Here is a 14,110-nt window from a genome sequence, read left to right as displayed (position 1 = left end):
AGGTTGTAAGTGCTGCCGCTAAACCGGCAATGAGATGATATCCTGAAGCATTCGTATGATTATCGGATGTCAGGATGCACGATAAGGCTTTTACTTTTCAGACGCTTCACCCGGACACCATCATTGATGGGCTCTTCGATCTGGGTATGCGGGTCGACTCCGGTCTGACCCCGCTTAATAGCTATGAGAACCGTGTTTACCAGTTTCAGGACGAGGACCGCCGCCGCTACGTGGTGAAGTTCTACCGTCCTGAACGTTGGTCCGCAGAACAGATCCTCGAAGAACATCAGTTTGCGCTTCAGCTCGTGGAAGATGAGGTGCCCGTTGCTGCGCCGCTCTCGTTTAACGACAGCACGCTTCACCAGCATCAGGGATTCTTCTTTGCCGTCTTTCCAAGCCTCGGCGGCCGCCAGTTTGAAGCGGATAACCTTGATCAAATGGAATGGGTCGGGCGCTACCTCGGTCGACTGCATCAGACTGGCCGCAAGCAGCGCTTTATTGCGCGCCCGGAGATCGGCGTGCAGGAATATCTGTTGGAACCGCGTCAGGTGTTTGAGCAGGCGGCACTCATCCCATCCGGCCTGAAGGCGGATTTTTTGAGTGCGACCGATAAACTCATCGATGCCGTCATGGCGCAGTGGCACGGACGCGCAAATACGCTGCGTCTGCACGGTGACTGCCACGCCGGTAATATTCTCTGGCGCGATGGTCCCCTGTTTGTCGATTTAGACGATGCCCGCAACGGTCCAGCGGTTCAGGATCTCTGGATGCTGTTGAATGGCGATAAAGCCGAACAGCGCATGCAGCTTGAGACCATCATCGAAGCCTACGAAGAATTCAGTCCATTCAATACGGACGAAATCGCTCTCATCGAACCTTTACGCGCCATGCGTTTAGTCTATTATCTGGCGTGGCTGCTCAGGCGTTGGGACGATCCTGCTTTCCCGATAAATTTCCCATGGTTAACCGGGGAAGATTATTGGCGCGGGCAGACAGCAACATTTCTTGAGCAGGTGAAGGTTCTGCAGGAACCCCCTCTTCAGTTAACGCCAATGTATTAATGTGATATATCCAGGAGAGAATTAATCATGAAAAAAATTTGGCTGGCGCTGGCTGGTATGATTCTGGCTTTCAGTGCATCCGCTGCCCAGATCACCGACGGCAAGCAGTACATCACCCTTGATAAGCCGGTTGCAGGCGAACCTCAGGTCCTTGAGTTCTTCTCGTTCTATTGCCCGCACTGCTATCAGTTTGAAGAAGTGCTGCACGTTTCTGACAGCGTGCGTCAGAAGCTGCCGGAAGGCACCAAAATGACCAAATATCACGTTGAGTTCCTCGGCCCGTTGGGTAAAGACCTGACTCAGGCATGGGCTGTGGCAATGGCATTGGGCGTTGAAGATAAAATTACCGCGCCGATGTTTGAAGCCGTGCAGAAAACTCAGACCGTTCAGTCTACCGCCGATATCCGTAAAGTCTTCGTCGACGCAGGTGTGAAAGGCGAGGATTACGACGCCGCGTGGAACAGCTTTGTGGTGAAATCTCTGGTTGCTCAGCAAGAGAAAGCCGCTGCCGACCTGCAGCTGCAGGGTGTTCCGGCGATGTATGTTAACGGTAAATACCAGCTGAACCCGCAGGGTATGGATACCAGCAATATGGACGCTTTCGTCGCCCAGTATGCGGATACCGTAAAACAACTGGTTGAGAAGAAATAAAAAAAACGCCGGTCACTGACCGGCGTTACTTTATCTACTGCGTAGTCACGATTTTTCTTTGCCCTGCATAATGTCCGTCAACTGGCGATCTTTCTCTTCCCACAGCACGTTTAACCAGCGTTGGAAACCGCGCTTAAAGTTTTTGTCGTTGACGTAGTCACCGTGTAGGTCTTCGCCAATCGGCACCAGATTGATGCGTACCACAATGCGCGTCAGGCGACCGCTCAACATATCGTAAAACGGCCTCTTATTGTTATCCGGATAGCACAGCGTGACGTTCAGCAGCTTATCGAATTGTGAACCGAGCACGTTCAATGCCATTGCGATACCAGCGGCTTTCGGTGGTAACAGGTTGTTGTAAGGTGAGCGCGTCTCACGCTTTTTATCTTCGGTAAAACGCGAGCCTTCCACGAAATTGACGATGGTTGTTGGATGGGCGCGGAATTTTTCGCAGGAACGGCGAGTGGTCTCGACGTCTTTACCGCGGCGCTCCGGATGGCGCAGTAAATAACTGCGCGAATAGCGGCGCATGAAAGGCATATCCAACGCCCAGCAGGCCAGGCCGATAAACGGCACCCAAGCCAACTGCTGTTTGAGGAAGTATTTATTCATTGGGATGTGCTTGCGGAACAGGACGCACAGCACCACGATATCGGCCCAGCTATGATGATTGCTAATGAGCAGATACCAGTTCTTTTTGCTCAGCCCTTCCAGCCCTTGAATATCCCATTTCAACCATGGGTTGAGGTGCAGCAATAGCGCCAGCCCCTCGCACCAGCAATACATCATGACATTGCAAAAAACGGAAATAGAGCGCCAAACCGCAGGGATGGGTACCAGCAGTTTAATCAGCCCGGCGATGATAATCGGCACGGAACAGATAATGGTGACTAAGATGGTAAGGGCGATACTCAGCGGAAGTGTTATCGCAGCGAGTAATCTCGACATAGTTAGTTTATTCAGAAAGTTAGGCTGACAAAAAACGCTCTTAAACCGCGCAAGGGGCTGATTTTACCAGAAAACGCGGCAAATAACGGGTCTTACCAGAACAGAAAAAACGGCGAATCTTATATCCACATGGAACATTGAGTCATCATGGCGTGCTTGAGTATCATGATGTCATTTTAATTAGCTGATATATAAAGAATTATGTAATTATGCATTATTCATTTTAGGTCGTTTTTGCCGGGACGGTAAAACTATGCACAAAGTTATCCACAGATAATATTGTGTCATGCTTAACCCACTCGATGAATCTTTTCGGCTAAATGCGGGAAAAATTCAGGATTTCATGCCCGTCTGTGGCATCCTTTACCCATAATCTGATAAACAGGCACGGAAATTATGGTTCAGATCCCAGAAAACCCTCTCATCCTCGTTGACGGCTCCTCTTACCTATACCGGGCATATCACGCGTTCCCGCCACTGACCAACAGTGCTGGAGAGCCTACCGGCGCTATGTACGGCGTGCTGAACATGCTGCGCAGCCTGATCCTGCAGTATCAACCGACGCACGCCGTCGTGGTATTTGATGCCAAAGGGAAAACTTTCCGTGACGAACTGTTTGAGCACTATAAATCGCATCGCCCGCCGATGCCGGACGATCTGCGCGCGCAAATCGAACCGCTGCATAAGATGGTAAAGGCGATGGGTCTGCCGCTAATGGCGGTACCTGGCGTTGAAGCGGACGACGTCATCGGGACGTTGGCTCGCGAGGCGGAAAAGGCGGGGCGTCCGGTGCTGATCAGCACTGGCGATAAAGACATGGCTCAGCTGGTGACGTCGGGCATTACCTTGATTAACACCATGACCAACACTATCCTCGGCCCGGAAGAAGTGGTGAACAAGTACGGCGTACCGCCGGAGCTGATTATCGATTTTCTCGCGCTGATGGGTGACTCTTCGGACAACATCCCAGGAGTGCCGGGCGTTGGGGAAAAAACGGCGCAGGCGTTGCTGCAGGGTCTGGGCGGCCTGGACACGCTCTATGCTGAACCGGAAAAAATCGCTGGCCTGACTTTCCGCGGCGCAAAAACGATGGCTGCGAAGCTGGAGCAGAATAAAGAGGTGGCGTACCTCTCGTACCAGCTGGCGACGATCAAAACTGATGTTGAACTGGAGCTCGGATGTGAAGAGCTGCTGGTTGAGCAGCCAGCGGCGGATGAACTGCTGACGCTGTTTAAACAATACGAATTCAAACGCTGGATCACCGATGTGGAATCCGGCAAATGGATGCAGGCGAAAGGCGCCAAACCCGCGCCGAAGCCCGTTGAAGCTCCTGCTGCGGCGGTTGAGGAAACGGCGGTAACGCTCTCTTCGGAGCATTATGTGACGATCCTGGATGAAGCGACGCTGGTTGAGTGGATTGCCAAATTACAACAGGCGCCGCTGTTTGCCTTTGATACCGAAACGGATAGCCTGGATAACATTTCCGCCAATATGGTCGGTCTGTCGTTTGCCATTGAGCCGGGTGTCGCGGCTTATGTACCGGTGGCTCATGATTATCTCGACGCTCCGGATCAGATCCCGCGCGAACGCGTGTTGGAGCTGCTCAAACCGCTACTGGAAGATGACAACTTGCTGAAAGTTGGGCAAAATCTGAAGTACGATCGCGGCATTCTGGCTAACTATGGCGTTGAGCTACGCGGTATTGCTTTTGATACGATGCTTGAGTCCTACACTCTCGACAGCGTTGCGGGCCGCCATGATATGGATAGCCTGTCCGATCGCTGGCTGAAGCACAAAACCATCACTTTTGAAGAGATTGCCGGTAAGGGCAAAAATCAGCTCACCTTTAACCAGATTGCGTTGGAAGAGGCAGGACGCTACGCCGCGGAAGATGCTGACGTTACCCTGCAGCTGCATTTGAAGATGTGGCCGGAGTTGCAGCAGCACGAAGGTCCGCTGAACATCTTTAAAAACATTGAGATGCCGCTGGTGCCGGTGCTGTCGCGCGTGGAGCGCAACGGCGTGAAAATCGATCCTGCGGTACTGCATGCGCATTCGCAGGAGATCGCTAAGCGACTGGTTGAGCTGGAACAGCGCGCTCACGACATTGCCGGCGAAGAATTCAATCTCTCTTCCACCAAGCAGTTGCAAACCATTCTGTTTGAGAAGCAGGGGATTAAGCCGCTGAAGAAAACGCCGGGCGGTGCGCCGTCGACTTCTGAAGAGGTGCTGGAAGAGCTGGCGCTCGATTATCCGTTGCCGAAAGTGATTCTGGAGTATCGTGGACTGGCGAAGCTGAAATCGACCTACACCGACAAGCTGCCGTTGATGATTAACCCGAAAACCGGCCGTGTTCATACCTCGTACCACCAGGCCGTGACGGCGACCGGGCGCCTCTCTTCGACCGATCCGAACCTGCAGAATATCCCGGTGCGTAATGACGAAGGTCGGCGTATCCGTCAGGCGTTTATCGCGCCGCAGGACTACCTGATTGTCTCTGCTGACTACTCGCAGATTGAGCTGCGTATCATGGCGCACTTGTCGCGCGATGGGGGGCTGCTGACGGCTTTCGCTGAAGGTAAGGACATTCACCGCGCCACCGCGGCAGAGGTGTTTGGCTTACCACTGGAGAGCGTCAGCAACGAGCAGCGCCGCAGCGCGAAAGCGATTAACTTTGGTCTGATTTACGGCATGAGCGCATTTGGTCTGGCTCGTCAGTTGAATATTCCGCGCAAAGAAGCGCAGAAATATATGGATCTCTATTTCGAGCGCTATCCGGGCGTGTTGGACTATATGGAACGCACTCGCGCGCAGGCGAAAGAGCAGGGTTATGTCGAAACGCTGGAAGGCCGTCGCCTGTATTTGCCGGATATCAAATCCAGCAACGGCGCCCGTCGCGCAGGCGCGGAACGTGCCGCGATCAACGCCCCGATGCAGGGAACGGCGGCAGATATCATTAAACGGGCGATGATTGCCGTTGATGAATGGCTGCTGAGTGAAAAACCGCGCGTTCGTATGATCATGCAGGTACACGATGAACTGGTCTTTGAAGTACACAAAGATGATCTTGCTGCGGTATCGAAGAAGGTGCATGAGCTGATGGAAAACAGTACGGCTCTGGCAGTGCCGTTGCTGGTAGAAGTCGGTAGCGGTGAAAACTGGGATCAAGCGCACTAAGTGTGCAATCCACAAGGCTCTTTTTTGTAAGTTAGCAACATAACTTATAGATTTTTGTGATGGTCATTTGAATTTGTTATGTAAATAGTGAAAAAAAACTACAAAAAGTGCTTTATCCATAACCGAAAGAAGAGTAAAGTTATTCGCGTAGGGTACAGAGGTAAGATGTTCTATCTTTCAGACCTTTTACTTCACGTAATCGGATTTGGCTGAATATTTTAGCCGCCCCGGTCATTTATGACCGGGGCGTTTTTTATTGCGCGAAAGAAAAGTTTTACGCTGTTAATGCTGCGTAAGATGAACATCCGGATAGGGCGCAGGGCGCCGTTATCCGGAAAAATGGGGGTTACTCTGCGTCTTCGACGGCTTCCTGCGGCGGGATCTCGTTAAACCAGCTATCCAGCTTATGTCGCAGCTTATCTACGCCAGATTTCTTCAGCGATGAGAAGGGTTCAACCTGTACATCGCCATTGAAGGCCAGTACGGCTTCACGCACCATATTGACCTGCGCTTTACGCGCGCCGCTGGCGAGCTTATCGGCTTTAGTCAGCAATACCAGTACCTGGATATCGCTTTCCACCGCCCATTCAATCATCTGTTGATCCAAATCTTTCAGCGGGTGACGGATATCCATCAAAACCACCAGGCCTTTCAGACACAGGCGTTTTTCAAGATATTCACCCAGCGCCTTCTGCCATTTGATTTTCATCTCTTCCGGCACCTGCGCGTAGCCATAACCTGGTAAGTCGACCAGGCGCTTGCCTTCAGCGACTTCGAACAGGTTGATAAGCTGGGTACGACCCGGCGTTTTCGAGGTACGCGCCAGGTTTTTCTGGTTCGTCAGCGTATTCAGCGCGCTGGATTTCCCCGCATTTGAACGGCCAGCAAATGCCACTTCGATTCCGGTATCGGACGGAAGATGGCGGATATCAGGCGCGCTTGTGACGAAATGCGTCTGTTGATAATTCCAGTTGGTCAAGACTGTCGTCTCCGTAAAATCAGGCTATGGCGGGGATTATACCTGAAAGGCAGAAAAAGGCTGTTTTTACCGCACGTCGCTGCTGTAAGTAAAAACCATGAGCTTTGTGAGACATTGACTATAAGGACTATACGAAATTTGTGAGAAAAACCTGATACTAAATTCACAATTTATAGTTAAATCATATTATTACATGAAAATTTAAATGATGAGGTTGGCTTTTCATCCTACAGGTGGTTGTCGGTTTTCAGCAAAACGGTAAAGTAGTGGGCAAAGGCGAGGATGCTGGAGGATGACGACTCAGGACGAGGGGCCGGGAACGCCAGGAGGCGAAGGCCGGGATTGTCAGGATGACAAACGTCTGGAGACGTTTTTAAAAGGGAAAAGGATAGAACAGGGACCGTTGAAAGCTAAAGGAAAGACAGGGTACGTCGATAGCGAACACGGAAAGTGGAAACCCATTAAGGGTTGTCAGTGCGGAAAAAGGCGACAGATTAATCTGTCGCCTTTTTTCTTTGCTTGCTTTCTGCTAGATTCCGCCTCAATTCTATACTGAAGAAAACTGTCTGAAGATTACACATCATGAAAAAACCGGCATCCGCATCACGCGGCAAAGCACGTGGTAAGTCGCGTGAAGAATTGAACCAGGAAGCACGCGACCGTAAACGCCAGAAAAAACACCGTGGCCACGCGGCAGGCAGCCGCGCAGGCGGCGGCGATGCTGCTTCAGCAGGCAAAGGCCGCGGTCAGCAACAGGACCCGCGTATTGGCAGCAAAAAACCGATCCCGCTGGGCGTGACAGAAAGCACCCCGGCCGTTAAGCAGCACAAACCAAAGAGCGAGAAACCTATGCTTTCACCGCAGGCTGAGTTGGATTTGCTGGAGAATGATGAGCGCCTGGACGCGCTGCTGGAACGTCTGGAAGAAGGTGGTACCCTGAATGCTGAAGAGCAGAGCTGGGTTGATGCCAAACTGGATCGTATTGACGCGCTGATGCAGCAACTCGGCCTCTCCTATGATGATGACGAGGATGAGGAAGAAGAAGAGCGTCAGGAAGATATGATGCGCCTGCTGAAGGGTGGAAACTAACGTTTGCATCCTATCGGATTCCCGGTCTTGCTTATAACCCTTCTGGTTATATGTTATCTGCTGTGGTTATTCGTTAAACTAAGACGGTTGTCGCGGCGTCAGAAATGGCTGCGCAACCGGCTCATTACCCGAGGTGCGGTTGGGCCGGGACGGCGTACCCGTCGGCGGCACCATCGGAAGGAGTGAGCATGTCTGAGCAGTTAATTGACTGGGATCTGGCCCTTATCCAGAAATATAACTATTCCGGGCCGCGATATACCTCGTATCCCACCGCGCTGGAGTTTTCCCCGGCGTTTGGCGCCGCGGATTTTGCGGCCGCTGTCGCCCGCTACCCACAGCGCCCGCTGTCGCTGTATGTCCATATCCCGTTCTGTCATAAGCTCTGCTATTTCTGCGGCTGTAATAAGATTGTCACTCGCCAGCAGCATAAAGCCGACCAGTATCTGGATGTCCTGGAGCAGGAGATCATTCACCGCGCGCCGCTTTTTGCCGGCCGTCAGGTGAGCCAACTGCACTGGGGCGGCGGTACGCCGACCTACCTCAACAAAGCGCAAATCAGCCGCTTGATGACTCTGCTGCGCAGCCATTTCAGCTTCAACGTCGATGCGGAAATCTCCATTGAAGTCGATCCGCGTGAAATTGAACTGGATGTACTGGATCATTTACGATCCGAAGGTTTTAACCGCCTGAGCATGGGCGTGCAGGACTTTAATAAAGAAGTGCAGCGTTTGGTTAACCGCGAACAAGATGAAGCGTTTATCTTTGCGCTGCTGCGCCATGCGCGTGAGATTGGCTTCACATCGACCAACATTGACCTGATTTACGGCTTGCCGAAGCAAACTCCGGAAAGTTTCGCTTTCACCCTGCAGAAAGTGGCCGAGCTCAACCCGGATCGCCTGAGCGTATTTAACTACGCGCACCTGCCAACGCTCTTCGCTGCACAGCGCAAAATTAAAGACGCTGACTTACCCAGCGCGGAGCAGAAACTGGATATTCTGCAGGAAACCATCGGCTCGCTGACCGACGCCGGTTATCAGTTTATCGGCATGGACCACTTTGCTCGCCCGGACGACGAACTGGCGATTGCCCAGCGTGAAGGCGTACTGCACCGTAACTTCCAGGGCTATACCACTCAGGGCGATACCGATCTGCTCGGGATGGGCGTTTCGGCGATCAGTATGATCGGCGACTGCTACGCGCAGAACCAGAAAGCGCTTAAGCAGTACTATCAACAGGTGGATGAAAGCGGAACCGCGCTGTGGCGCGGCATTGCGCTAACCCGTGATGACTGTATTCGCCGCGACGTCATCAAAGCGCTGATTTGTAACTTCCGCCTTGAGTTCGCGGCGGTCGAAGCGCAGTGGGATCTGACCTTCGCTGATTACTTTGCTGAAGATATGAAATTGTTGGCGCCGCTGGCGAAAGATGGGCTGGTGGATGTTAATGAGAAGGGGATCCAGGTGACGCCGAAAGGCCGCTTGTTGATTCGCAATATCTGCATGTGCTTTGATGCCTACCTGCGTCAGAAGGCGCGTCTGCAGCAGTTCTCACGGGTGATTTAAGTCGAGTTCCGCATAGTATGGAAATACCGTGCGGAATAGGCGACGGATAAGCGTAACAACCTCTTCATCGGAATTTGCTGCTGAAGAATTGTAGATAAGCGAAAAGCTCATCTTCAGAAAGAAAGTAATGTCTTCTTGCGTTGTATGATCCGTAAGCCAACGGGTGAAAATTTCTTGCATCGTTTGAAAACGTGGCTGCTGATGTTTCTGGTAAAGTTGCTGCGCAATTTCAGGGTGTTCCAGCGCAAGACCAATCATCACTCTGGCTATGGGGGTACGGTGGAACGCCCTCATCTCCATCGTGCGGATCATAAATTGCGCATAAAAATCGTGCTGATCATTTGCGTGATATTCCAGTATTGGCAACGCTTCACAGGCGTGAAGCAAAAAGGCCTCACAAAAAATCTCCTCTTTACCTGGCCACCACTTATAAATCGTTGTTTTGCTAACGCTGGCTTGGCGAGCCAGTTGTTCGATGGAGATTCTGGCAAAACTATTCCCTTCCTCAACCAACCCCAGCATTGCTTTCAGGATAGATAGCCGTACGCTGTCATCCCGCCTCCGGCCTCTTTTTATCTGCATATCACTTCCCTCATTCTCCTATTTGGCTTAAGAGTATAAGCAAGTGATGATGAAAGAAAAGTCAGAAGGGCGTATTGCTACCTATATAACAATGAATATTCAGATTTTCAAAATGCTCTTTCATCGCTGAAAGTTGATCCGGAGCTAATGAGGCGGTTTCAGCAAATTCGTATTGGCGGCTTAACTGGCTATATTTTGACGATCCTAGCCGGTGGAAAGGGAGTAAATTTACTTCCCGTAGGCCAGTTTGATGCAGAAAGTTGGCTGTTTCACATAGATTATGGGCATCGTCATTGAATCCAGGGATTACAGGGATCCGCGGGATCAGCCGGTATATGCCGTAGTATTGCGCCATTTTCTGAATATTTTCGAGGATTAACCTGTTAGATACGCCGGTCCCTTCACGGTGTCGGGTATCGTCCATATGTTTAATATCAACAAAGACCCAGTCGGTATGCTTGAGTACTTCCTGGTAATGACTCCATGAGGCATAGCCAGAGGTTTCTATTGCAGTATGGATATAGTTGCGATGGCATTGTTCCAGGAAGCGGGCGGCGAATTTATACTGGCTCATCATTTCACCGCCTCCGAGGGTTATTCCGCCGCCGCTTCCCCAAAATCGCCGATCGCGCTCTATTTTTTGAATCAACTCTTCTTGCGTGTAATATTTTCCGGCAATACCCAGTGCGGAGTCGTAGCAATATTCTACACATGTCAGCGAATTACATTGCTGACAATGTGAACGTTCAAACGCTATCTTACCGTTAGCTTGTACGGTAATCGCTTTCTCCGGGCATTGTCTCACACAGTTATAACACTGTTGGCAACTATCTTCGCGGAACATGACTTCTCTGCCTGAACATTCACCTTCAGGGTTACTGCACCAGGTACAGTGCAAGGGGCAGCCCTTAAAGAAAACCAGTGTTCTTCCTCCGGGACCATCGTGAACGGAAAATCCCTGAATATCAAAAATCAACGCGACGTTTTCATTTGTTTTCATTATATAACCCTTCCATGGTTAATAATGCGGAGCCGTTAGGCCCCGTCAGAGATAGTGATTAGCGCAGCGGCTGGAACTTTTCGCAGGCAATCATAGTGGGGTACACCATTTTTTCCTGGCACATACCGACAAATTCCGTCCCAGATTTCACACAATATTGTTGGCAAAATTTACACTGGCTTTTACGTATGAATGACGCACAATTTTGAGCGTCTGATTCCAGAAGCACGCGTTGTTGTAAATGTTCGCAGGTACCTTTAAATACATCGAACGGGGCGCAGTTCTGGCAGTCGTTGCAGGTATATTCCTTGTTCATTTAGATTTCCTCATATTCTGTGCGGGAAATAATTTCATCCTGAATGGGTTTTGATAATTCAACCCAGTACTGCGTGAATCCGGCGACGCGTACCATCAGATCGCGGTAATTACCGGGATTTTCCTGCGCATCTTTCAGCATGCGTGAATCGACGATGTTAAATTGAATGTGATAGCCACCTTGATCCATATAGGCGCGAATCAGCTCCTGGAGTTTTTTTGAACCCTGGATGCCTTTAATGGCTGATGGGTGAATTTTTGTGTTCAGCTGCGTATTCATAAAATCGGAATGATCGATGCAGGTTGCCGAATTGAAGACGGCATAGGGGCCGCTCACATCAGTCCCCGGATAAGGCGATTGCGCGCCATCTGCCAGAGTCAGCCCTGTCAAACGACCATCTGCTGAGGCGACGCAAGCCTGTCCTAAAGGACCGTGGGTTGTCACCGACAACATGCAGGGTACCCAGGGGCGGCCAAACACATCATTGACTTCAGGTACGATATCGCGGAAGTACTCTACAATATCTTTGTATATATCATCGACATAAGGGTCATCGTTGCCAAACTTAGGCGCGCTTAGGCATTGCGAGTGAATCCTCGCCCAATAGTCGGTCACTCGTTTTTGGTCGAACATGGAATAGTTACCGGTTTCGAAAACATTTTGATAACCGAAGTTATTCTCCAGTGCCGCCTTCAGATCGTTGAGGGAGAATTTCTGTTCGTCAAAAATGTTTTTCTTAATCGAAGCCAGTGAGTTTGTCAGGTTAACCTGTCCGGAGATCCAGGTGGTAAAGCAGCGGTTGTAACGACTGCCGCCACGATCGATATCCAGACCTGAATCAATGCAATCTGCCATAAGTGCCGAATAAAAAATCGGGTTATCGACTTCCAGCGTAGAGGCGGATTTAATGTTGAACATCTCCTCAAACAGTACCACCACTTCGTGGAAATAGTGTTTAAATTGACTTATGACCTGCTCAAAGCTGTCGAGTGGCAGACCGTGTGGTTCAAAGACGTGCGTTCCGGTACGCGGGTCTACGCCATCCCATAGTACCAGTTCCAGGATTTTCGGCATATTGATGAAGCCCACGCCAGTAGAACTGTAAGATCCTGCGCCGATTTTACCGTTGACCAGTGCGCCGGGCTGAATTTCCAGGCAGCCGCCAATAGTCCATGAACGCGCATCCTCCAGGGAGATGCTTTCTCCGCCAAAGGTTTTCATTAAGTATTCAATGGCTACGCGATTATTGACCCAGGCCGGGAATCCTGAACCCGTCTTATTGCACTCGACGGCTTTCAAAACAAACTTATCGCTGAGTTTGCTATCGTAAAGCATTGAGAGGGTTGGTTGGGGTGTGGAGCAGCGCATCGCTGCCTCCATAATCAGTTCTTCTAGTTCGTTTTCAGCTGACGCACCATTCGCTTTTAAACCGCCGATCCCAACGTTGTTAAAGGTACTACCGGCCAGTAAACCAATAGTGCCGACCGCCATTGCCAAATCTATCCCGGTGAATTTGACGCGCATACATTCGAGAATTTCCAGCGTCGCTTCGCGAGTGATTCGACCTTCCCTGATATCTTTCTCCCAGAATGGGTAGAGTACCTGACCGATGCGTCCCGGAGAGATACCTGACCCCTGGATTTCGTTCAGGACCGCGATATGACAAGTCCACATTAGCTGGCTGGCTTCGAGGAAGGTACGCGGAGGATTATCGATAATCCATGTCAGGCGGGCGGCCATATCGACTAACTCTTGCCGCAAAGTTGGATCGCGCTCAATTTCAGCCATACGTTTGGCTTCTTTAGCGTAATTATTAATCCATGCCTGGACGCCTTCAATAACCAGAATCGTACCCTGCCAGAATGCAAGGCTATCAGGCGAACCACCGGTGTTTTCCGCAATTTTACCACGGCATTTTTCCAACATGCCTTTAAAACCGATTTGTAGCGGATACTGAAAGTTGACGACGTTGCGACCGTGACGAACGGATGTCTCCAAATCTGAACACATCAGCACCGCTTTTTTCATGTTCAGAAATTGCTCGAAACGTGGGTGCATGGCAGCCCACATAAATGAAGAGTCCTCGACTGATTTATTCTTCCAGTAGCGGCAAAGCTCCACAATGACAGGATATTCTTCACGGCGTACGCCGAAACGTTTAGAAATAGAGAGCACATTACCCACGCTCTCTGTCACGTTGCCGCCGCCTTCAGCTACAATCGTGACATCCTCAAGACTTTTGGTTGCGGCTTTAGCGGACTCGGTTTCCATCTGCTCTTCGCTATTGAGCGGAAAACGATTGGATGTCCACGGCATAATATAAGCGCCACGAACATAACGAGTCTTCTGCATCGCCAGTAATTCGCCGCGTGTGATCATGGGGGTGAGATGTTCAAAGCCGCTTTTCAGCGCCATTGAACGACGTAACATCGGATGATGTCCTTCCGCTTCAATCCATTTCTGCGTATACCAGTACGTAAACTCAGTATCGAGAGAGACTTTAGCTTCGTAATAATCGTCGAGTAATTTTTTGGCGCGTGGCGAACCCGTGACTTTAATTTCACGGTCCATTACTTCGTCAGGTGCTTTGCCGTATTGAAAACTTAAGGGAAGGGAACTTTGATTTTGTTCTTTTGAATGCAGCATTGCCGTGTGCTCCTTGTTCCATGACAGAGGCTCCTCTGGCTGAGGGACGATTCATGGCGGCAACGATATCGCTCAAAAAATAATTAGTAAACGGATCGT

The 14,110-nt window shown here is 50.7% G+C and carries 11 protein-coding genes; 5 read left to right on the top strand and 6 right to left on the bottom strand.

From position 1 onward, the window contains the following. The first annotated feature begins 74 nt into the window (after nucleotides 1-74). Both PYR66_22755 and dsbA read left to right on the top strand, forming a co-directional pair. Nucleotides 75-1,061, top strand: coding sequence for a serine/threonine protein kinase (locus PYR66_22755; GenBank protein WEF28042.1), 987 nt, complete (start codon nucleotides 75-77; stop codon nucleotides 1,059-1,061). A 27-nt stretch (nucleotides 1,062-1,088) separates the two neighbouring features. After that, nucleotides 1,089-1,712 carry a thiol:disulfide interchange protein DsbA gene (gene dsbA, locus PYR66_22750; protein WEF28041.1) on the top strand — a complete coding sequence of 208 codons (624 nt, stop codon included), beginning with the start codon at nucleotides 1,089-1,091 and terminating at the stop codon, nucleotides 1,710-1,712. 45 nt (nucleotides 1,713-1,757) lie between these two features. Here the strand turns inward: dsbA and PYR66_22745 are convergent, their stop codons facing one another. Further along, a complete protein-coding gene (locus PYR66_22745) occupies nucleotides 1,758-2,660 on the bottom strand; it encodes an acyltransferase (GenBank protein ID WEF28040.1) in 903 nt (300 codons plus the stop codon). A gap of 396 nt (nucleotides 2,661-3,056) precedes the next feature. On the opposite strand from PYR66_22745, the gene polA reads away from it, so the two are divergent. Further along, a complete protein-coding gene (gene polA, locus PYR66_22740) occupies nucleotides 3,057-5,837 on the top strand; it encodes a DNA polymerase I (protein ID WEF28039.1) in 2,781 nt (926 codons plus the stop codon). A 346-nt stretch (nucleotides 5,838-6,183) separates the two neighbouring features. Here polA and yihA read toward each other — a convergent pair whose 3' ends face one another. Further along, nucleotides 6,184-6,816, bottom strand: a complete 633-nt coding sequence (gene yihA, locus PYR66_22735) for a ribosome biogenesis GTP-binding protein YihA/YsxC (GenBank protein WEF28038.1) — start codon at nucleotides 6,814-6,816, stop codon at nucleotides 6,184-6,186. A gap of 582 nt (nucleotides 6,817-7,398) precedes the next feature. Between yihA and yihI the strand changes: the two genes are divergently transcribed. Together yihI and hemN are read left to right on the top strand one after the other, a co-directional pair. Continuing rightward, complete coding sequence (gene yihI, locus PYR66_22730; GenBank protein ID WEF28037.1) at nucleotides 7,399-7,905, top strand: Der GTPase-activating protein YihI; 507 nt, start codon at nucleotides 7,399-7,401, stop codon at nucleotides 7,903-7,905. A gap of 188 nt (nucleotides 7,906-8,093) precedes the next feature. Beyond that, nucleotides 8,094-9,467: an oxygen-independent coproporphyrinogen III oxidase gene (hemN, locus tag PYR66_22725; protein ID WEF28036.1), complete on the top strand. Its 1,374-nt coding sequence runs from the start codon at nucleotides 8,094-8,096 to the stop codon at nucleotides 9,465-9,467. On the opposite strand, the gene PYR66_22720 is transcribed toward hemN, so the two are convergent. The 4 genes from PYR66_22720 to PYR66_22705 form a co-directional block, all read right to left on the bottom strand. Then, nucleotides 9,453-10,049: a TetR/AcrR family transcriptional regulator gene (locus tag PYR66_22720; protein WEF28035.1), complete on the bottom strand. Its 597-nt coding sequence runs from the start codon at nucleotides 10,047-10,049 to the stop codon at nucleotides 9,453-9,455. The two genes, hemN and PYR66_22720, sit on opposite strands and share 15 nt — an antisense overlap. Nucleotides 10,050-10,110: 61 nt before the next feature. After that, the gene (locus PYR66_22715; GenBank protein WEF28034.1) at nucleotides 10,111-11,049 is read right to left on the bottom strand and encodes a glycyl-radical enzyme activating protein; all 939 of its coding nucleotides are present in this window, start codon (nucleotides 11,047-11,049) and stop codon (nucleotides 10,111-10,113) included. A 58-nt stretch (nucleotides 11,050-11,107) separates the two neighbouring features. Further along, nucleotides 11,108-11,365: a hypothetical protein gene (locus PYR66_22710; GenBank protein ID WEF28033.1), complete on the bottom strand. Its 258-nt coding sequence runs from the start codon at nucleotides 11,363-11,365 to the stop codon at nucleotides 11,108-11,110. Then, entirely contained in the window at nucleotides 11,366-14,011 is a 2,646-nt protein-coding gene (locus PYR66_22705; GenBank protein WEF28032.1) for a pyruvate formate lyase family protein, read from the bottom strand. Nucleotides 14,012-14,110 lie beyond the last annotated feature (99 nt).

This window comes from Klebsiella aerogenes (assembly GCA_029027985.1).
In the GTDB taxonomy this organism is placed as follows: domain Bacteria; phylum Pseudomonadota; class Gammaproteobacteria; order Enterobacterales; family Enterobacteriaceae; genus Klebsiella; species Klebsiella aerogenes_A.
Note: the sequence above shows the minus strand (reverse complement) of the source record. Positions and strands in the feature narration are given on the sequence as shown.